This window comes from Treponema sp. OMZ 855 (assembly GCF_024181145.1).
Lineage (GTDB): Bacteria > Spirochaetota > Spirochaetia > Treponematales > Treponemataceae > Treponema.
Genome location: NZ_CP051194.1, coordinates 836,713 through 857,585, shown reverse-complemented (window position 1 = coordinate 857,585; position 20,873 = coordinate 836,713). Strand labels below are relative to the sequence as shown.

The window sequence follows — 20,873 nt, the reverse complement described above, 5'->3', positions numbered from 1 at the left end:
TTCAGTTTTTAGAGGTTTTCTGTAGATTTAGGTTGCCGTCATAGCCGTAAAGCACTTACCGGTTTGCGGTTTGAACTTACGGCATAGGTGTGTGCGATGATATTGTTGCGTTTGAGTGATTCTAAACCGAATCCATTTAAGAATCTGATGTACGAAGAGGATCAGCCCGATAGTCTCAACACTATAATCCAATTTTTATGTGTGGCGTAACAAAAGGTATTCAAAGTGGCCGCAACAACTTCACCAAAGTTGATCAAGGATAGCAATTATCTTAAGTTTGCGTTACACTGATTCAGGTCTGTAATTTCTTTTGTGGTATTGTTTTTTCTTTCTAATCTAAACATACCACGAATTACAAACTTTTAACACTCCTTACTTTATCTTGGATAGACGTGATGAAAACTGAAAAAAGTCTTATTGGAACAAAACGGTTTTGGTTTTTAATGTGGGGCTTAGGTCTTGCGGGGCAGTTATGCTGGAATATCGAAAATCAATGGTTTAATACCTTTGTGTATGCAAAGATTGCAAAAGATTCCTCTATCGTAACGCTCATGGTTATTACCAGCGCTTTGGTCACAACATTCTCAACCTTCATATTCGGGACACTGTCGGATAGAATAGGTTCGAGAAGAAGATTTATCTCTATAGGCTACATCGTATGGGGATTGACAACGATTCTGTTCGGTCTTACCGAATTTGTAGGACACGGACAGGTCGGAACCGGAGCAAAAGCTTCAATCTGGGCGGCAGTTCTTGTTATCTTAGCCGATGATGTTATGAGCTTTTTCGGCTCTATGGGAAACGATTCGGGATACAACGCATGGAGCAATGACATGACTACCGATAAAAACCGCGGTCAAGTCGGAGCCGTGCTCGCAATTCAACCGATAATCGGCACCATCGTCGGCACCGTATTGGGCGGTTTGCTCATCGGCAGCGAAAATAACTATCAACGGTTGTTTTGGTCTATGGGTATCTTTGTCATCCTTGCAGGGCTTCTCTCTCTTCTTCTATTAAAAGATGCTCCCAACTTAAAACCCTACAAAACGGGTTCATTTTGGGAGCAATTAAGCTCGATCTTTAAAGCGGAAGGATTTTTTTCTCAAAAAGAATTGATGCTTGCGTGTATTACAACAGCGCTTTTTTTTGTTTCGTTCAATGTTTATTTTGTCCACATGGGAAACTGGATGATTTACCGCATGGGCTTTAACGCAGGGAACATGGGTATTATTCAAGGATTAAGTTTAGTCGCTGCGTCCCTGCTGGTGATTCCTGCAATCGGGATTATCAATAAGAGGCGTACTCCGCAGCTTGCCTGTTTTGCAATTATTCTGAATATCGTCGGCTTATGCATTTTATCGCTCTTTGCAAAGCCCGCAGCTTTTAACACGGAAACGGTATTCTGCGTGCAAAACATTCCGCTGTTCCTTTCCGTTTTCCTTGCAGGTGCAGGACAAATCCTTGTTACGCAATCGATGACCATCTGGGTTAAAGAACTCTATCCCGAAACCGCACGCGGTCAGTTTGAAGGTATCCGTATTCTCTTTTTCGTCCTCACCCCGATGATTATCGGAACCGTGATAGGCAACATTATTGTTAAAAACGGAGCAGGCTCCATCGCGAATGAATTCGGAATCATCGAAAATATTCCCGCAGAATCCATCTATCTGTGGGGAGCAATTCTAGCGGTAACGGCGCTCTTTCCGCTCTTTTTCGCATCGAAAATGTATAACCGGCGCAGAAACGACCTCCTTACCATCGAGACAATAACATGAGAAAAAACAAACCGATAAAACCTTTACTCACACCGTGGGGTGAAGCCCTCGACAAGCGAAAGCCCTTAAACGATTATCCCCGTCCTCAGTTGGCGCGGAAAGAATGGCAATGCTTAAACGGAGCATGGGACTACGCGATAACCGCCGATAAACAGATGCCTAAAATATGGGACGGAGAAATAATCGTACCGTTCTCTCCGGAAACAATCCTGTCAAATGTACAGCGGCAGTTACTTCCGGGTGAAACGCTGTGGTACCGCAGAACATTCAACTTTGAACAATGTAAACCGAGTGAGCGGCTCCTGTTACATTTCGGAGCGGTAGATCAACACTGTACCGTCTATGTCAACGGTAAAGAAGTAGGTTCCCATTCGGGAGGATACTGGCCGTTCTCTTTTGATATCAGCAATTTTTTAAACGGTGATACAACGGAAATTGTCATTGCAGTTACCGACGATACCGATACCGGTGATGAGGCCTACGGTAAGCAAACCTTAAACCGAGGAGAGATTTGGTACACGGGTCAGAGCGGTATTTGGCAAACCGTATGGTGCGAAAAAGTTCCTGGCACTCATATCGAAAAGATCAATATAACGCCTCATTATCAAACCGGTGAAGTTGAAATTTCGGTTTTTATTACCGGATCCGATGTCACCGGAAACGATAGACACCCTTCGCATCGCCTTGATGATAGATATGTTAAACGTGATAATGATATACGCATTAAAATCTTTGACTCCGGTTCTGTAATTGCGGAAGACACGCTCACAACCAATCCGCTGCGGATAAAAATGCCTGCCGATTTTAAGAGTTGGAGTCCCGAACATCCTTTCCTCTATGATGTAGAAATCCGTGCAGGAGAGGATACGGTAACTTCATACTTCGGTATGCGGGAATTCGGGATCATCAACGGCAAACACGGTCCCGTTCTCAGTCTAAACGGAGCGCCGATCTTTCATCACGGGCTCTTGGATCAGGGTTATTGGAGCGACGGAATGTATACGCCGCCTTCCGACGAGGCGATGATTTGGGAAATTAAAAAACTGAAAGATATGGGTTTTAATATGCTGAGGAAGCACATTAAAATAGAACCCCTCCGCTGGTACTATCATTGTGATAGGCTCGGAATGCTTGTCTGGCAGGATTTTGTCAGCGGCGGCGGTCCGTATAAACCGTTGGTCGTTCAATATGCACCGTGGCTCGGCTTCAATTTTAACGATAGGAAAAACCGCTATGCCCTCCACGGACGCAAAAGCGAAAAGGGTCGAAACATATTTTTACGCGATGCCGAATGTACCATCGATTTACTGTACAATACGGTAAGCCTTTCGGTATGGGTTCCTTTTAATGAAGGATGGGGGCAATTCGAAGCAGCCTCAATGGCGGAATACGTCCATAAAAAAGATCCCACGAGGCTCATCGATCATGCAAGCGGCTATTTTGATCAAGGTGCAGGAGATTTCCACAGCTATCATATTTATTTTAAGTCCTTCCGCCCGAAACCCGATCCGTTGAACCGGATCTTAGCCTTAACCGAATTCGGAGGTTTCAGCTTAGCCGTGGACGGTCATACATCCTCCGATATTTTATACGGTTATAAAATCTTCAAAGATACGCAATCTTTAAACGGCGGTATCCGGAACCTCTATGAAACCGATGTATATCCGGCAATGGAAAAGGGATTGAGCGCTTCAATTTACACTCAAGTGAGCGATGTTGAAGATGAGGTGAACGGTATTTTTACTTACGACAGAAAAGAAACAAAATTGGATATGGACTTGAGCTTACAGATTGCCGAAACGTTACATGAACTTTTCAAAAAAACTGTGCCGATTATAAATGATTATAAAAATACGGCAGAGTAATACGCGCAGATTATCTAAAAAACGGCTGCTGTACGGCACGGCGGCGTTGCTGATTGCACTCTGTATCGGCACTTGGCTTTCGCTCTTTTTGCCGTTTCCGGAACTGGATGCTTTTATGCAGCGGGATTGGAGTACCCGCGTCCATGATCGGAGCGGCAACCTCATTCAAATCCTTGCACTGGAAGACGGCATACGGCGTGAGTTTACGGCGTATGAATCGATGCCGCCCGACGCCGTCCGCATCTTTCTCGCTGCGGAGGACAAGGATTTTTTCTCCCACCGCGGCATCGATGTTGCCGCTATTGCACGGGCGGCTTATCAAAATATCAGCAGCGGAAAGCGGGTCAGCGGCGCGTCTACCGTTACGATGCAGCTCGCCCGCCTCGTCGTTCCGGCAAAAAGGCGCACGTTTTTTGCAAAGCTCCGCGAAGCTCGAAACGCGCTCCGGATTGAGCGGCGCCTTTCAAAACAGGCTATTCTCGAACTCTATCTTAACAGCCTTCCGTTTGGCTTCCAAACCGAAGGCCTTACCTCGGCAGCAAGGAATTTTTTCGCCCTGCCGCTTTCGGAACTGACTGCGGAACAGCTCTGCTGCCTCGCAGTCATTCCCCGCCGTCCCGCCGGTTACAACCCGCTTGAGCATCCCGAAGCCTGTGCCGAAAAAGCGGCCGCGCTCTACCGCTCCGTCTTTATGCAAGAAAGCGAAGGGCAGGACGGACAGCAAGACACCCCGCTTACAAACCGGCTGTTGCAGGCGACCCGTACCGCACGCCGCTTTGAATACCCCTTCGGGATGCCTCATTACATCGAATACCTTGTGCGGCGGTATAAAGCAGGCGATTTTCACCGACAACCGGAAGTTCCTCAAGGCGGTACTCAACCGCACCCGGAAGACAGCCCGAAAATTACGCAAGACAGCAGTTCCCCGCAGATGACCAGTCAAACACAGACTGCGCACCGGTCCGTATCGGCATCTCCTGCATCGACATCACCCGAAGCGGTGCCTCGTACCTTGCCGCCCGACTGGTATTTAACCGCAGACAGTGCCTTGTCCGCTCAGGCTGAACTGCTCCTCCGCGCTCAGTTGAAAAGCAATCCTCAAGCCCGCGTACACAACGGCGCCGTTCTCGTTATCGAAAACGCAACCGGAAATATCCTTGCGTGGATAGGCTCGAACTCATATTTTGACGATGAAAGCAATGGAAAAATCGACGGCGTTACCGCGTTAAATCAGAGCGGAAGCAGTTCCAAACCGTTTTTATATGCGCTCGCATTGGAACAAGGATGGAAGCCGTCGGATGTCTTGCCGGATATTCCGATACGGTTCGGAAAGGAAGAGGCGTATATCCCGCGCAACTTTAATAATCGGTTTAACGGTCCCGTCCGCTTACGGATTGCGCTTGCCTCCAGCCTCAACATCCCCGCCGTCTATCTCCTCAACGAACTCGGTATCGAAACCTATCTGCGCACGTTAGAGGAACTCGGCTTTCAGTCTATCGGGACAGACGGGGCGGATGTAAAACTGTCGCTTGCACTCGGCAGTGTACCGGTTTCCCTCTACGAACTGGTACGCGCGTTCAGCGTTTTTCCGCGCGACGGAGTACTCCTTCCGTTGCGCTCATTTACGGACGGGAGCACTGCCGACGGCTTTTCCGCACCGAGACAGGCTTTCAGCGCAGACACCGCGCGGCTCATCTGTTCAATCCTTTCAGATTCCGCAGCGAGGGCAAAGGGGTTCGGATTTTCTTCACCCCTAAACACCCCCTTCCCTTCCATCTTTAAAACAGGCACAGCGAATCAATTTCAAAGCCTTATCGCCCTCGCATCATCATCAGCCTTTACCGTCGGCATCTGGATGGGGAATTTTGCAGGCAATACTGTTATCGGAAAAACAGGAAGCTCCGCTCCCGCTTCGATTGCACGGAACTTACTCGTCCGGCTGCACAGTCAGCCCTTCGCGGACGGTCTTACGGTACCGGCAAAAAACTTTGCAGAACCGGAGCACTGGCGCCGCGAATCCGTTTGCGCCCTTTCGGGAATGCCCGCCGGTCATGCATGCCACAACACCGTGCAGGAATATCTACCGTCCGCATTCACCGCTTTCAACGAGCACAACAGGTACAATGGACAGCGCGGATACGGCAGCTTCGGCACATCCAACCGGCTCAATGCCCTCAATCGGCACGGCACACATAAACGGGAAAACGGCGAATATGAACAAGCGGGGAACACATATCAACAAGCGGGCGGCGAATGCAGCTGGCACCAAATACAAAACGGGCACTTAGTTACCGTATACCCCGAAGAATACCGGCGCTGGTTTGCGAACATCACACGGCACGGTACAATCGGACAGCCGAGCAATGCGTTAACTGTCATCCGGCCGGCAGACGGCAGCCGTTTTGTCAGCAATGCTCGTTACCAAGGCACCGGTGTTCCAATCGAAATTACCGGCGGAGCGGAAGATACCGTATACATTAGCTACGACGGCCGCGCTCCGATTACCCTAAACCGCCCGTTTTCAGGCAGCCTTCCGCTGGAAAAAGGAGAACACCGGCTTATCGTCCGCTGCGGCGATGAAGAGGTATCGGTTGTATTCACTGTTGAATGAGTAGAAGCCTCTAAAAACGCAAGTCTTATCGGTTTGTCCTGTAAGGAAATGATTTATCATATCCGTTTTGCGGACTGCGAATCAGTTTTTGAGAGGTAAGCTTTGCGCAGCGGTTTTCCCTTAGATTTAATTTGCAAAAAAAAGACACTCTGAACGAGTGTCTTTTAAAGGAGTTAGCGGCAATAGGGCTTGAACCTATGACCTAACGGATATGAGCCGTTTGCTCTACCAACTGAGCTATACCGCCGTAAAAATACTTGAAGAATATAGCGTAAAATAAAATCTTTGTCAATTACCCTTAAAATTTTTACCGGATGCGGATTGAAACGGTTCCGCTTTTAAATTCACCGGTTTGTGCGGACACCTTTACCGTGCCGGCTTTTCCGAGCGTTTTAATCCAAAAGCCGCGGGCGCCGCCGATGAGGGCGAACTCTTTAGGGCCGATAACCTCGGCGGAGCCTTTCAGCTTAATCTGCACAACCTCGGAACTATACGGTAATTCGTTTCCAGCCTGATCAAGGAGGCGCACAACAAAGCGGACGGCATCGGGTATGTCCGCCCGAAGTTTTGTCTCATCGGCGGTAAGTACAAGCTGCGCCGCAACGGGATTTGCAGTAAAGCGGCGGGTAATACACTCTTTACCGTTATGGTAGCCGGTGAATACGGCATCTTCCCATCCGCCGCCCCACACGCTTGGAAGGTTCTCGATAACAACAGGCGGATGCACAAACCCGGGATACCGGTCAAAAGCGGGATAGAACAGACCTAAATCTTTTTCGCCGATAGTAAGCCTAACTGCCGTACAATTCGTACAGATGATAAGCGGCGCAATTCCGCCGACTGCACGGTCGCCGACGGTATAACGGGTCAACGGTTCCAACACTGGCCGTACTTCCGCAGACTGCTGACTTGCATAGACGCTTGCGGCGAACTTAGGAAGGCGGAACATATCCATCACACCGTGGTAGCAAATACGGTCGCCCGAACCGAAATTTGCATGAGTATTATAGTCAAATGCGCACCATCCGATTGCGCCGCATTTTTGCGGGTCGAGGGCGGCGGCATTCTGTACCGCGAGGTGAAGCTTTGCATGCTCAACCAAACGCTCTTCCTGATCGAACCGTTTTGTCGGATAGATGTGTCCGCCGAACTCAGTCACCAGATACGGCACCACATCGGACTGTCCCGTAACCTCACGTTGAGAACGAAGCACCCGCGCAGTTCCCGCTCCATTACCGGCAGGCAATCCTTGAGAGCCGTATATAAAATCGTTCATCGTATAGACGTCTTCAAAAAATTCACTGTTTTCAATACAGCGGACACCGCCGGTCTGCCGGTACGGGTCAAGCTCATGGGCGATCGTATTTGTGCGCTGATAAAACGCCGTACAATCAGGCGATTCATTAATGCGTACTCCCCACAATACAATAGAAGGATGATTTCGATCTCTAATGATCATCTTCCGGATACTTTCGCAACTGACATCCTGCCATGCGGAATCGCCGATATGCTGCCAACCGGGCGTTTCTTCAAAAACCAATAAGCCAATCTCATCACATCGATCCAAAAAATACGGCGACTGCGGATAATGCGAAGTACGGACGATATTAATGCCAAGCTCGTATTTCAGAATATCAGCATCTTTCCGCTGCACCCGTTCAGGCATCGCATAACCGACGTAGGGAAAAGACTGGTGCCGGTTTAAACCGCGCAGCTTCAGCGGCTTGCCGTTTAAGAAAAAACCTTCCGGCGTAAACTCAGCCGTGCGGAAGCCGATACGGGCAGATACGGCATCACATACCATACCGTCTTCCAGTAAAGATACTTCGACACGATACAATTCAGGCTTTTCAAGCGTCCATAATTTTAAGCCGGTTAATTCATCCATAAGCATCGATAAAGAAAGAGAGGGAACGGATACAACAAGACTTCTGCTCAACTCTGCCCGTTTCCGGTTTCTGGAATCGAAGAGCGCTACGGAAACATCGATCGACTTATTTGTCCGTTCGCTGTGTGCAATCGCAATATCAACCTGCAAACTTTTTTCTGCCGTTAAAACGGAAACAGGACGGGCATACATCGATTCGATATGACAATAGGGTACTGCGCGCAGCGTAACATCGCGGTAAATACCTCCGTAACAAAGGTAATCAACCTCACCGCCGAACGGAGGGATATCGGCTCGTTCCGTCGAATCGACATATACAACCAATACGTTCCTTTCTTCATCTCCATACTCAACATATTGAGTAATGTCTACGGAAAAAGGAACATATCCGCCTTTATGCTCGCCGACCGGCTGTCCGTTAACAAAGACCTTGGCATAGCACATCACTCCGTCAAAGTCGATAAAAAGGCGCATCCCTTGCAACTGAGAAGAGACGGCAAATTTTTTTCGATAACACGACTCTACTTGATATACTTTTTCATCAAAATAATGATACGGCAATTCTTTTACCGTATGCGGAAGCTGCACTTCGGTAAAATGTGTTTCGTCGCAATGGGTTTGTATGTACTGTTCTGTAAAGTTTTCTGCAAATTGCCAATTTTGCCATAAAGGGATCAGTGTCCGTGCCATTTTACGCCTCCGTTTGTATATCAATCATCTGATTTAATACGATATTAAGGTCTTCGATAAAAATCCCGGAATACCGCTCGATATTTTTTATAATAGAATCTTTTAATGCCAATATCCTACCTGTCAAATCAGGCCCTGCCGGCATATCGACCATCATAATAACTCTATAACCGTTATCTTCGGTTTGAACGGTAATTTTCTTAATATTTACCGCACTATCATACTGAGCCGCATATTGTATAACCATTTCTTTTAATGCGGTGTCGGAAACTTGTGCCGCATAAACCTTTGAGAACTCGGGACGTACAACCGATTTTTCAAATAATGTTTCTTCTTCTTTTAAGTGCCCGATATTTGCATTACGGAACAGCAGCCTGATTTTATCATAAAATATTTGCGGATAGTTCCTCTTCACCTCGACAGACGGAACGGGAATAACGTGCTTCCCTTCGACACGGCGGCTCCGGATAGCGGTTTCAATCTCTTCCCTTGTTGCGATATCTTCAATGCGGATAATTTTTTGCGGCGGCGGAATCTGCAACCTCGTCGCAATTTTATTGACCATCTTATCCGACGTACCTAAAATAAGCACTTTTTTACGGCTTAATTGATGAAGAACTTTGGCCGCTTCATCACGGTGCTGCTTATCGTCAAAAACAGCCGTTTTTACCGCTGCCAAAAAGGTTTTTTCCCGTTTTGCAGAATGTCCCGCGAGTATTTTATCGCCTTTAATGACCAATCCGTCATCGATAATTAAATCTATTCCGTATTTTTGGGCGACCAACCGTGCTCTAAAACTTTTTCCGGTACCGTTACCGCCAACCAGCGCATATATCTGTGGTCTCTTTACCCAGCGAAAAAACCTATCAAAAAACCGCATATCGGTTTAGTATAAGCCGGTTATTGCATCTTCGCAAGTACATACTCAAAAATTCGTATCAAAACACACAGTAAAACTTGACAAATGGATAATAGCAGGTTACCCTTTTTAAAGAGCATCTTGATACAAACCAAAATACTTTTAAAGATGCTCATGAATTCGGAGGAAATTATGAAACGTATGTTGAAGCTCTGTGCCGCACTGTTGATTGCCGGTACCTTGCTGAGCGGGTGCAATACGAAAAAAACGGACGCATCCGCAACGAAAACCAATTCGGAAAAGCCGATTGAAATCTCATTGTACTATTCAGACAATGCAACGCTTCCCTTCAAAGCCGATTGGCTGACCGTGCAGGAATCGGAAAAACGCTCAAACACAAAACTGCACTTTGAACCGATACCGATTGCCGATTACAACACCAAAGTATCGTTAGCCTTAAATACCGGCAACGGCCCCGATGTAATCCTTTACCAAAACACGAACGGCGAAAACGGTTCATTGGCATTAAACGGCGCGCTTATTCCGATCAGCGACTATGCCGAATGGACTCCGAACTTTAATGCACAAGTAAAAAAATTCGGATTGGAAAAAGACATCGACGCAGTGCGCCTAAAGGACGGAAAATATTATTATCTTCCTTCTTTATTTGATGTTCCTTTTTACGACGGCGGATTGATTTTACGCGAAGACATGCTGAAGAAATACGGCCTCTCTCAGCCGAAAACATTCGACGACCTCTATGTCTTCTTAAAGAAATACAAAAAAGATAATCCCGACTCCTACCCCCTGACCATTTTGGCCGGCCCGCGGGTTTTATATAGAATGACAATGCCGTCATTCGGCATCAGCCTCGGCAAAAATTCTTCAACCGGTACCGGCGTTTTAAGCTGGGACTATGCAAAGGGTAACTATTTTGCAGGCGCCGTAACGGAAATGTATAAGGCCTATGCACGTTTCCTTGCAAAGCTCTACAAAGAGGGACTGCTGGATCCTGAAATGGCAGAGCCTATCGATGGTGATAAATGGGCGCAAAAGCTCGCTACCGGCAAAGCGGTTGCCACCTATGCGTACTATGACCAAATCGGCGGCGTTACAGGTAAATCGCCTATCGAAGGCTTTAAGCTGCAAATGTATCCGCCTCTTGCAGGCCCTGCTGGCGCACACCATCAGCCCAAGAGCAGAACACAATGGGGTATCATGTTCCCGTCAAAGACAGCAAAACGCGCTGACTTTGAACAAATTGTTCGTGCAATCGACAACATTTTCTTCAGCGATGAAGGTGCAAAACTCTGGTGTCTCGGAGTAGAAGGCGTAACCTATACGGTTGAAAACGGTAAAATCAAGTATGCAAAGGAAATTACCGAAGCTCCTGAAGGTGTTTACAAGACGATGCAGTTGAAATACGGATGCGGAGCCGATACGACGCAGCTGGTATGGATTAACAGCAGAGAAATGACCAAGTACGATGACAATTATGCTCGTATCAATGCAGAAGTAGAAAAGATGGATATGGCGATCCAGCCGATTCCCCCTACTCCGCTGTTTGATGATGCTGTCGCGGAAGAAGCAGGTATTCTACGTACTCCGCTCTTAGATACATTTGAAAAATGGAACAATGATTTTATCACCGGGAAAAAAGATCTTGATAAGGATTGGAATGCCTATGTTACCGAAATGAATAATGTCGGCATTGAAAAGTACCTTACACTCTATAACGAGCACGTAAGGAAATAACCTCTTGCTGCGCCTGCATAAGCATCGCTTTGCGGGCGTATTGGGCATCTCTGAAAACTCGATTAGCTTTTAGAGATGCCTTATTATTTTTAACACTATGAATCAAAGAACGAAACGCTATTTTCATCAATATTGGCAGCTTTATGCGATGCTTCTGCTGCCCTTAATTTATTTTATCATATTCAAATATGTTCCGATTTTCGGTAATGTACTTGCATTTAGACGATACCGTCCGGGACTCGGCGCATTCGGCACCGAATGGGTAGGTCTGCGCTATTTTACGATGTTTTTTAAAGACCCTGCTTTTTGGCGCGCGTTTAGGAATACGCTGACTCTATCGCTGATGAATCTACTCATAAATTTCCCGATACCGATTATCTTTGCGCTCCTCTTAAACGAAATACGTTCCGTTTTTTTAAAGAAATTCGTACAAACGGTTTCATATATGCCGCGCTTTATTTCAACTGTTGTCGTTATTGCAATGGCCGCCGAAATTCTTTCGCCGAGTACCGGTATTTTAAATCTTCTGTTAAAAAATACTTTCGATATGCAGCCGATCTATTTTATGAACGAACCGTCCTATTTTAGAACTTTGTACATCTTCACGGACACATGGCAATATATGGGTTGGACTGCCATTATCTATCTTGCGGCAATTACAGGGATTAACGAAGAATTATACGAGGCGGCGAAGATCGATGGAGCAGGAAAATTGCAGCAGATACTGTATATCACTATACCATCCATCCTGCCGACTATTATGGTTATGCTTATTCTGGAAATAGGCAGATTACTGACGCTTGGCTTTGAAAAAATCCTGCTTATGTATACCCCGAACAATGCAGATGTCAGTGATATTATCGCAACACTTGTATACCGCACCGGCTTAGCAAATCAAAATTATTCGTATGCAACCGCAATCGGATTATTTACCGGCGTTATCGGCATTTTCCTCGTTGCCTCTGCAAACGCTGTAAGCAAACGCCTCACCGACGAAAGTATCTATTAATACGGAGTGATCTATGCAATCAAGACAAAAATCGTTCACTATTTTTAATCTTATTCTGTTCATTGTGATGGCGTTTATCGTACTCATCTGCATTGTACCGTTCATATATATGATTGCCCTGTCTTTCTCCGACCCCGCAGCCATCATGCAAAACAAAGTATCGTTTTTACCGGTAGGATTTACAACCGCGGCATATAAGCAAATATTTACATATCCGAATTTTTTTAAAGCATACGGTAATACTATTTTCTATACTTTTTTCGGCACCCTTATTGCACTCTGCTTTACCTCGACTTTTGCGTATCCGCTTTCAAAGAAGTTTTTACGAGGAACCGGCATCATCATGAAGCTGATAGTCTTTTCGATGTTTTTTTCGGGAGGTTTAATCCCCACCTATCTGCTTATTTCTTCATTACATTTAACAGGTACGGTATTCGCGATATTGCTTCCCTTTGCCATCAATCAGTTCCACTTGATTATCTTAATAAACTTTTTTAAAGCCTTTCCGCATGAACTGGAAGAAGCTGCATTGATAGACGGACTCGGCTACTTTAGAATTTTCATGGAAATTGTCATTCCTCTTTCGACTCCTGCTTTAGCGGCAATCGGTCTCTATACGGCAGTATTCTTTTGGAATGATTGGTTTAATGGATTAATTTACTTAAAGTCTTCACAGTTCCCTGTTATGCTGTTCTTACGCAATATTGTCAACGGTACGGCAACAATGGGGGATGGAGCGGGCAGCGCAGATATGTCGGTTATCGGTATTTCGATTAAAGCGGCCGTCATTATCGTTTCAACACTGCCGATTATCCTGCTTTATCCTTTCCTGCAAAAATACTTTGTGAAAGGGCTTACAATCGGCTCGGTAAAAGGCTAAATAGTCGGGAATCTCTAAAAATATAAAAATATCACACCTATCGGTTTGTTCTATAAGGAACCCAAGCAGATTGTGATACAGTTTTTAGAGAGACCCATAAGTGAATGCTTGATATATGGCTTCACTGTACAAAAACAAATTCTGTTCACTTTTCAACTTTTCTGTTAATCAACACCCCTGACGCAGAGCATTGCAGTCATTACACACCGTTATTCCCCTGCCAAAATAAAATCGTCCTTTATGTTTCCCGCTATTCTATGCTATACTGTTTCATCTGATAAAAGAAAGGAAAAGATATGGCAGATATGTTGGTAAACTTGCTCCGGTTGCCTCCGGCAGAAGAGCTTTATGGAGAATTGCAGCGGAAATACGATGTGCATATTCGGCGCGCGATGACGCCCGATAAGTTCCGAATCGTTGAATGGGTAAAAGAACATTCCACTTTAAGCGCAGCAGGCGAATGCGATACCTGCTTTTCCCGCATACCGGTGAGCTGCTTTATCGCTACCCGCGGGCAGAACATACTCGGATATGCGTGCTATAACGCAACTGCGCCCGACTTTTTCGGTCCTACAAAGGTATTGGAAGATGAGCAGGGGAAAGGTATCGGTAAAGCGCTGCTGCTCGCATCGCTCCATGCCTTACGCAATGAAGGGTATGCCTATGCCATTATCGGAGGAGTTGGTCCCGAAGCCTTCTATCAAAAAACCGTGGGCGCCGTATTGATTGACGGCTCTACGCCCGGTATTTACAAAGACTTTCTGCCCAAACTCTAGGGCGTGGAGCCTGTGTTTTTATCCCAAAGGTTAGCGATGGGAGCTGCGCCGAAGGCGTTCCGGAACGAAAGGGTATAACATTTATTTTTCTGCGTAAATGAGGCTGCTTTGGATATAGGTTTTTATTGCCAAGCCGTGTCCCCATTTCTTTGCGTATTCGTCTGAAACGTCTTTTGAACGTATGATTATGTTGATAAAGCCGATTTTTTCAAAGGTGTCTTTTATCTGCTCCGCAGACCAAGCTCCCCCCACTCACGTTTTTACCATATCGGGATCAGAGATCCATTCGTGCGGCAAAGCAGCCTTTAAAGTGATGTCGGAAATCGCGACTCTTCCGCCTTTGCGAAGACAGCGGTAAAGCTCTGAATACACTCCATATTTATCCGTTGACAAATTTATCACGCAATTACTCATGATGAGATCGAGGGAACTATCGGAAAGCGGAATATGTTCAATTTCGCCAAGTATAAATTCGCAATTGGTAAACCCGTTTTTTACGGCGATTTCAGAAGCGCGGCTGATCATAGTTTTTGAGCTGTCAAGCCCGAAAACTTTTCCGTTTTTACCGACAGCTTTTGACGCTATAAAGCAGTCAAGTCCTCTTCCGCATCCTAAGTCAAGGATGGTTTCGTTTAAGCGGGGCTTGGCAGCTTCTTGCGGATTTCCACAGCCGAGCCCGAGGTCGGCCTCTTTCGGAATGCCGACCAAATCTTGTGCGGCATAGCCTATCGAAGTCGTTATCTTTTCAGCCTCACCATGTACGGAAAGGCTTCCCTGTGCCAGATTTTCGTAATGCTCTTTGACGGCTTCTTTCACCGCATTCTTATCGTAACTCATTCAAATGATTATATCCTCGCTTGCTCTTTTAGACTATACCGTTCCATGTGAACTGTTTACAATGAGGCATCTCCTAAAACGCTTAAGTGTGTTGCGGTTCTTTACTGAAACAACTCGGCAAGTTCTTCATTGCTCATCTTGCCGATCCACGATTCGCCGCCGCTCAAGGTCATCTGAGAAATATGCCGCTTCTTTTGAATCATCTCGTCGATTTTTTCTTCAAAGGTACCGGCGCAGATAAAACGGGACACAAACACGGTGTTGTGCTGCCCGATTCGGAATGCGCGGTCGGTCGCCTGATCTTCTATCGCAGGGTTGTACCAGAGGTCAAAGTGGATAACGCGGGTCGCTGCGGTAAGGTTTAAGCCGGTACCGCCCGCCTTGAGCGAAATAAGAAAGATACGCTGCGCCGGATCGGTTTGGAATGATTCGACTGCGGCCTTCCGTACGGTAAGCGGCATCTGTCCGTGCAGCAGAAGCGGCTTATCTCCGAATTGCTCCTGTATCAGCTTCCGCAGTAAAAAGAGCGTTTGCGTGTATTGGCTGAAAATCAAGGTCTTTTCGCCGGCGTCCAATATTTCGCCGAGCAGCTGCATCAGCGCGGCGGTTTTTCCGGAAAGCGCGATATCGGTCTGAAAGCTTTCGTCGTAGACATGGGGATGGTTGCACACCTGCTTTAAGGCGGTCAGCAGTTTCAGTACCAACGCATTCCGCTGAATTCCATCTTCCGTCTTCAACACGCTTTTCAGCTGCGTTTCGACAAGGCTTTCGTACAGTGCGGTTTGCTCCGGCGTCAGACAGCAGTATTGCGGCGTAATCACTTTTTCCGGTAAGTCGGAAATAACGACAGGGTCGGTTTTAAGGCGGCGGAGTAAAAACGGCGCGGTAATTTTTTGAAAGGATTCCGCAGTCTCCGCATCGCCGTGCAGCTCGATGGGTATGCGCCATTTTTTACGGAAAGTTTCCGCAGAGCCGAGATAGCCCGGAATGATAAAATCGAACAAGGCGCGCATATCCTCAAGGCTGTTTTCAACCGGCGTACCGGTCATCGCGATGCGGGACTGTGCCTGCAAAAGCCTGAGCGCTTGGGCATTTTTGGTCTGCGTATTTTTAACCGCCTGCGCTTCGTCGATAATCAGACAGTCAAAAGTCTTTTCGGAAAGTTTTTTTACATCCCGCTGGAGGGTCTGGTACGTCGTAATATGAATGTCAGACTTTGCGGAAAACCGCCGCCCCTGTCCGTGCAAGATTGTACAACGCAGCGACGGAGCAAAGGTGTGCAGCTCATGTTCCCAGTTCGGCAAAAGACTTGCCGGAGCTGCGATAAGGATGCCGCTATGCTCAAAGCCTTGTTCTTTCAATTTGAGAATGAGGGCGATAACTTGCAGCGTTTTGCCGAGCCCCATATCATCACCCAACAGACAGCCGAAACCGCTTTTAATGGTAGAATAGAGCCACTGAAAACCTTTTTCCTGATACGGCCGGAGCGTCGCCTGCAATGTTTGCGGTACTGCGGCGTTTGTTTCCCGAAAGAGCGAATAAGAAAACGGCGCGCCGTCCGCCATTACGGTATCTCCGGTCAATGTCCCTTGAATGACCTCATTGATGCCGGGTCTTTCGTGCTGCATGGTTTCGAGAAGACGCGCCGTGTGTTCGGGATCGACAAGGATGTAGCGGTCGTTAAATCTCACCAAACCGCTGCTCTGCTTCATCAATGCGCGGAATTTCTTGGCGCTGATGACGGTATCGCCAAGCATAATGCTGCGGTCATAATCCATCAGATTATCAAGGCTGAGGTACGACTGTACGGCGCCGGCTCCCTTTTGTCGTTTCAGCTGGAACACCGCCCGCGGTTTCAGCGCCCGCTGCAACGTCTTAGGCAGCACGACCTCTATCCCGAAACGCGAGAGGAGCGGCGCCGCCGTCCGTAAAAACACCGCCGTCTCTTCCTGCGTAAGCAGAACCGACTTTTGCCCGATCATCTCCGTTAATTTCGGCAGATATGCGGAAAGCGCAATCGCGAACTCCACCGTTTTGCTTTCCAGCTGTACGGAGTCGTCGATACGGGAAAACGGTACGAACCGGTTGTTCGTTTCTTCGCTGTGGCACACCTCCGCGGAAATCTGAAAGTCGGATTTTTTCGCTTCCTCCAAGATGAGCCGGAAACGGAGGCTGTTGCTGTCGTAGTAGAGCGCAGCAAACCAGCGGGTAATCGATGCAGGCAGACGGCGCATACCCGGCGCCTTCGTGTTGATAATCGCACCTTGAAAAAAGAGCGCGGCAATTCCCTGTTCCGCTTGGCGGATACCGGCGGGCATAAAACCGGTAGTATGCACATATTCGGTGAGGAACGCCGCCAATAGCAATTCGGCGCAGTACCGCCTGCCCCAGCTCTTAACTTGCGGAAAAAATGCTTCGGTAATAAAGGAAGCGCAGCGGTCGATTGCAGCGGAAACAGCCTGCGCCGAAGTCAGCGGCTTCCAAAATATCGCCAGTCTCCGCGTTACCGGATCGAGATATACCGCCGGCAGCAGTGCGGACTCGGCGATGAGCCGCTCTCCGAGCGTCAGTACTGCATATGCCGCCTTCATACCGTCAGGAGAATCCGCAGCAGGCGTAACGCCGCGCAGCAGGTGAAGTACTTGCACGAGTGTCAACGCCGCCTCCGTACCGTTCGGAAGCCGCACGCGGAGCTGCAACGCTGCTTCTTTCTGCAAGGGGAAAGCCGGAACACCTGCCGTTTTTTGCTTCGGCAGTTTTGCCGTATCGAGCCGAACCGGCGTATACAACAGGCGGCTTGAACCGCACAGCATTGCCGCCGAGGCGCAGCCCGTACCGGATTTCATTAAAACGGCAATCCGCTGCTCAAGCGTCAACTCAAATGCTTTGTTCTGCCGGACAATCAGTTTATGGTATAGCTCTTTAAAGGCTGCAACCAAGTCATCATCATAAAACGGTGTAAGCGGCGGAAGCAGCGCGGAAATCAGCGGTAAAAACGATTCTTCAAGCGGGAAGCGAGGCAGCTCCGCCGGTACGTCCAGCGCAGGCTCATCCGCACGGCGCAGAGATAACGGCACCGGATGTTCGTATTCGGGGTCTGACGGCACCGGAAGAGACGATATTTTAGCCGCCGTACCCGCCGCGCCGGATTGCCTCGCTTTGCTTTGCGCCCCGGCGGTTGAGGTATTACCTGATACCGGTGCAGTATTATCCGCCGGTGATACCCTCTGCTCCGGTACGACGGTTAGAGCCGATTCGGCAGACTTTTCCCGTGCGGCGGGCAGTATTTTTTCCCGCAGTTCGGCAAGATCAATTCCCGCAAGCTGAAAGAGGAGCCGCGGATCGTGGTCGATTTCTTTTGCGAGTATATACAGCACCGCGGCGATGTGTTTACACAAGGCGGCTGAGTCGGGACAGGAGCAATCGCTTTCGATAAGGCTCCAGCGGCGGGGAATAAACCGTATATCCTTTGCCTCAAAGAGCGTTACAAGGCGTTCCGTCATCGTACCGCTTCCCAACGCGATGAAGTCGGCGGGGTGCTCCGTTAAGATTTTTTCCAATTTTTTACGGTTCGGTTCGGAAATACGGGGAAAGGTAAGCGAAATATAGTACCACGGGTCGTAATGCCCCGCGACGCGGGCTGCAACTTTATTGCCGGTAATAACGAGGGAATCTACCTTACCGGTATTTGCGTAACTTTTCCCCCGCGACACCCGCCCGTCGCCGTCGTAACTTTCGATCATCCGTAAAAACCATGCGCCCCACGGTGTCATTCCGTACTTACTGCGTGCCATGAACTGATTTTATTAGATCGGCGTATCATTCTGCAAAACCGAACAATACGCCGTGTATTCGCGGAACGGCCGGTTTTATTCCAACGGAGCGAAATAGCCGGTTTCATCTCTGCCCGAACGGGTTAAAAGCCGTACTTCAACTTCAACCGGTAGATAGGCGCGGCCGAAGTCGGTGGGCAATGTCGAGGTATAGCTCAACTGATACGAACCTATGGGCTTGGCGATTAAATCTTCAATAATCGGAGACAGTCCCTGTTCTGCATAGATATACGTACTCGTTCCGCCCGTTTTTGTACAAAGATATGCCAATTCTGCCGGTAATGTCCGCGGCTTTAGATTAACCGCATAAAAACGGATACCGTTGTTGGTCATATATGCGGCAAGATCGTTTAAGCTGTACTGCTTAAAGCTGTCGGGACCGATATCTTCAAACGACAAGAACACGATAGCCCGCTTCGGAGCTGCATTAATAAGCTCCCCGCTCGCAAGCCGCAATGCAAGATCGCAGTTCCATACCGGAGACCATGCCGCCTTTAATTTAAGCGGCTGCGATAACAGCGCTTCGGGAGAAAACTTTCCTTCCAATACCGGAAGCTGTGATGCCGACACAACGGAAATTTTTCCTTTCCCTTGCATTGCCTCGGCAAGCTCTTTTACTACCGTCTTAACCAGTTCAAATTCCTTTTCCGACTGAGGAGAGCGCTCAATTACAACGGCAATATCGCAGCCGGTATTGAGGTAGGCAGCACCCTTTAAAGTAAAATCATTGACTTGCCGGTTCGATTCGGTGAGGAAAAAATTATTCGCCGTTAAACCGACCAGCGGCTGCCCCATCCGGTTTTCTACGCGGACATCGACGGTAACTGTCGGGAACTTATCGGCATAGACGCGGTCGAAGCGGACAAACAAACCGCCCGCCAGTTCGTTGATATGAGAAAAGACTTGAATATTTCCGTTTTTATAATCGGCTAACAAAAGGCTGCCGTTGGCATCGGGAATCGCCGCGGTTACACGGGCAGGTGCATTTCCTAAACTTGCAACGGTATACAAACTCGCTAAGCCGATATCGACCAAGTACACCTTATTAGCACAGGACACCAGCAGATTGTTTTTCCATACCCGCATCGACTCCGCCTGTACGACACTTCCGTCCGGCAGCAGTGTTCTGATATAGTTTCCCGCCGTATCAAACACATAGATAGAGCCTTTTACCGAATCCGCAACGTAGACCAAATCGTCTAGGATTGCGATACCTGCCGGAGCGGTAAAGCCCGGGAATATGCCGCTACGCTGTCCGAACGTAAAAAGGCCTTCTCCGTCCGGAGAAAACACCACGACGCGGGCGTTGCCGAAATCCGTTACAAAAATATTTCCATAAGAATCGTGCGCTAAAAACTGAGGGCCGATACATTGCCCGTCGCCCCGTCCCCGTGTACCGAACGATTTAATGAATTTTCCGTCTTTAGTGAGCAGCGAAAGCCGATCGGCGGCAAATTCGGAAATGAGCAGGTTCCCGTTTTTAAGCGATAAAATATCAAAAGGACGGTCGAAGCCCTGCAAAGAGCCGCTCGTCCGGTCAAGCACAATGCCGTTAATATCGAAGTGTACCAATTCGTTGGAACCGTAGGCGACTACCCAAAAACTGCCGTCACCCATTGCCGCAACCGAAAGCGGCTGTCTAAAAAAGACTTCTTTTCCGTGTTTGGATTCAAATACGGCGGTTTCTACATAGCGTACCGATTCCGCAAAATCGGGCTGAGAGCTGCGCCGTTCTTTAACAACTTCTATTTTGTTTTTCAAAAGCTGTCCGCCGTATCCGGAAGCAGAAGCCGCCGACCACTGCTCAAGCGCAGCGCCCTCAATACCGGAGCGGTAATAAGCCTGCCCAAGCCAATCCAAGATGAGCGGATCGCCGGGGATATGCGTGAGGGCTTTTTCAAACAGCAGAATCGCTTCGTTAAAGGTTCCGCGATAATACGCCTGCACGCCGCGGCGGAACTCTTCAAATCCGTGGTCTCTGTCGGCGGAGCTTAAACGGGGCTGCAGACTGTTTGTTTGCGCAGTCAGCGCCATACCGCCGCACAATAAAAGCAGCATTAAACCGGCTGTTTGCAATAGTCTCTTTATACGCATG

The 20,873-nt window shown here is 48.0% G+C and carries 13 protein-coding genes and 1 tRNA gene; 7 read left to right on the top strand and 7 right to left on the bottom strand.

Annotated features, from left to right (window positions below; all coding sequences use genetic code 11):
* Window positions 1-395 precede the first annotated feature (395 nt).
* The 3 genes from E4N65_RS03915 to E4N65_RS03905 are packed head-to-tail and all read left to right on the top strand — an operon-like array spanning window position 396 to window position 6,251.
* On the top strand, window positions 396-1,775 hold the full coding sequence (locus E4N65_RS03915) for an MFS transporter (RefSeq protein WP_044012994.1): 1,380 nt from the start codon (window positions 396-398) through the stop codon (window positions 1,773-1,775).
* Window positions 1,772-3,640 carry a glycoside hydrolase family 2 protein gene (locus E4N65_RS03910; protein WP_253674126.1) on the top strand — a complete coding sequence of 623 codons (1,869 nt, stop codon included), beginning with the start codon at window positions 1,772-1,774 and terminating at the stop codon, window positions 3,638-3,640. The genes E4N65_RS03915 and E4N65_RS03910 overlap by 4 nt, the downstream gene beginning before the upstream one ends.
* Window positions 3,615-6,251, top strand: coding sequence for a transglycosylase domain-containing protein (locus E4N65_RS03905; RefSeq protein ID WP_253674125.1), 2,637 nt, complete (start codon window positions 3,615-3,617; stop codon window positions 6,249-6,251). The genes E4N65_RS03910 and E4N65_RS03905 overlap by 26 nt, the downstream gene beginning before the upstream one ends.
* A 174-nt stretch (window positions 6,252-6,425) precedes the next feature.
* Here the strand turns inward: E4N65_RS03905 and E4N65_RS03900 are convergent.
* The 3 genes from E4N65_RS03900 to E4N65_RS03890 form a co-directional block, all read right to left on the bottom strand.
* Window positions 6,426-6,498 (bottom strand) — tRNA-Met (locus tag E4N65_RS03900).
* A 60-nt stretch (window positions 6,499-6,558) separates the two neighbouring features.
* Window positions 6,559-8,829 carry a glycoside hydrolase family 2 protein gene (locus E4N65_RS03895; protein WP_253674123.1) on the bottom strand — a complete coding sequence of 757 codons (2,271 nt, stop codon included), beginning with the start codon at window positions 8,827-8,829 and terminating at the stop codon, window positions 6,559-6,561.
* 1 nt (window position 8,830) lies between these two features.
* Entirely contained in the window at window positions 8,831-9,709 is an 879-nt protein-coding gene (locus tag E4N65_RS03890) for a peptide ABC transporter ATPase (protein WP_044013004.1), read from the bottom strand.
* A gap of 171 nt (window positions 9,710-9,880) precedes the next feature.
* Between E4N65_RS03890 and E4N65_RS03885 the strand changes: the two genes are divergently transcribed.
* The 4 genes from E4N65_RS03885 (at window position 9,881) to E4N65_RS03870 (ending at window position 14,108) form a co-directional block, all read left to right on the top strand.
* On the top strand, window positions 9,881-11,443 hold the full coding sequence (locus E4N65_RS03885) for an extracellular solute-binding protein (protein WP_253674121.1): 1,563 nt from the start codon (window positions 9,881-9,883) through the stop codon (window positions 11,441-11,443).
* A 97-nt stretch (window positions 11,444-11,540) separates the two neighbouring features.
* On the top strand, window positions 11,541-12,452 hold the full coding sequence (locus tag E4N65_RS03880; RefSeq protein WP_052185437.1) for an ABC transporter permease: 912 nt from the start codon (window positions 11,541-11,543) through the stop codon (window positions 12,450-12,452).
* 13 nt (window positions 12,453-12,465) lie between these two features.
* On the top strand, window positions 12,466-13,332 hold the full coding sequence (locus E4N65_RS03875) for a carbohydrate ABC transporter permease (RefSeq protein WP_044013008.1): 867 nt from the start codon (window positions 12,466-12,468) through the stop codon (window positions 13,330-13,332).
* Between the two features lie 296 nt (window positions 13,333-13,628).
* Complete coding sequence (locus E4N65_RS03870; protein ID WP_253674119.1) at window positions 13,629-14,108, top strand: GNAT family N-acetyltransferase; 480 nt, start codon at window positions 13,629-13,631, stop codon at window positions 14,106-14,108.
* A gap of 81 nt (window positions 14,109-14,189) precedes the next feature.
* Here the strand turns inward: E4N65_RS03870 and E4N65_RS03865 are convergent, their stop codons facing one another.
* From E4N65_RS03865 to E4N65_RS03850, 4 genes are all read right to left on the bottom strand, one after another.
* Window positions 14,190-14,360 carry a hypothetical protein gene (locus E4N65_RS03865; protein ID WP_006188064.1) on the bottom strand — a complete coding sequence of 57 codons (171 nt, stop codon included), beginning with the start codon at window positions 14,358-14,360 and terminating at the stop codon, window positions 14,190-14,192.
* On the bottom strand, window positions 14,361-14,945 hold the full coding sequence (locus E4N65_RS03860; protein WP_006188063.1) for a methyltransferase domain-containing protein: 585 nt from the start codon (window positions 14,943-14,945) through the stop codon (window positions 14,361-14,363). It abuts the gene before it with no gap.
* A 101-nt stretch (window positions 14,946-15,046) separates the two neighbouring features.
* Window positions 15,047-18,739: a DEAD/DEAH box helicase gene (locus E4N65_RS03855; protein WP_253674117.1), complete on the bottom strand. Its 3,693-nt coding sequence runs from the start codon at window positions 18,737-18,739 to the stop codon at window positions 15,047-15,049.
* A gap of 75 nt (window positions 18,740-18,814) precedes the next feature.
* On the bottom strand, window positions 18,815-20,872 hold the full coding sequence (locus E4N65_RS03850; protein WP_253674115.1) for a hypothetical protein: 2,058 nt from the start codon (window positions 20,870-20,872) through the stop codon (window positions 18,815-18,817).
* Window position 20,873 lies beyond the last annotated feature (1 nt).

Bases quoted from the DNA above. Each gene is read 5' to 3' on its own strand.
- E4N65_RS03915 (WP_044012994.1), top strand. From the start codon at position 396: ATGAAAACTGAAAAAAGTCTTATTGGAACAAAACGGTTTTGGTTTTTA.
- E4N65_RS03910 (WP_253674126.1), top strand. From the start codon at position 1,772: ATGAGAAAAAACAAACCGATAAAACCTTTACTCACACCGTGGGGTGAA.
- E4N65_RS03905 (WP_253674125.1), top strand. From the start codon at position 3,615: ATGATTATAAAAATACGGCAGAGTAATACGCGCAGATTATCTAAAAAA.
- E4N65_RS03895 (WP_253674123.1), bottom strand. From the start codon at position 8,829: ATGGCACGGACACTGATCCCTTTATGGCAAAATTGGCAATTTGCAGAA.
- E4N65_RS03890 (WP_044013004.1), bottom strand. From the start codon at position 9,709: ATGCGGTTTTTTGATAGGTTTTTTCGCTGGGTAAAGAGACCACAGATA.
- E4N65_RS03885 (WP_253674121.1), top strand. From the start codon at position 9,881: ATGAAACGTATGTTGAAGCTCTGTGCCGCACTGTTGATTGCCGGTACC.
- E4N65_RS03880 (WP_052185437.1), top strand. From the start codon at position 11,541: ATGAATCAAAGAACGAAACGCTATTTTCATCAATATTGGCAGCTTTAT.
- E4N65_RS03875 (WP_044013008.1), top strand. From the start codon at position 12,466: ATGCAATCAAGACAAAAATCGTTCACTATTTTTAATCTTATTCTGTTC.
- E4N65_RS03870 (WP_253674119.1), top strand. From the start codon at position 13,629: ATGGCAGATATGTTGGTAAACTTGCTCCGGTTGCCTCCGGCAGAAGAG.
- E4N65_RS03860 (WP_006188063.1), bottom strand. From the start codon at position 14,945: ATGAGTTACGATAAGAATGCGGTGAAAGAAGCCGTCAAAGAGCATTAC.
- E4N65_RS03855 (WP_253674117.1), bottom strand. From the start codon at position 18,739: ATGGCACGCAGTAAGTACGGAATGACACCGTGGGGCGCATGGTTTTTA.
- E4N65_RS03850 (WP_253674115.1), bottom strand. From the start codon at position 20,872: ATGCGTATAAAGAGACTATTGCAAACAGCCGGTTTAATGCTGCTTTTA.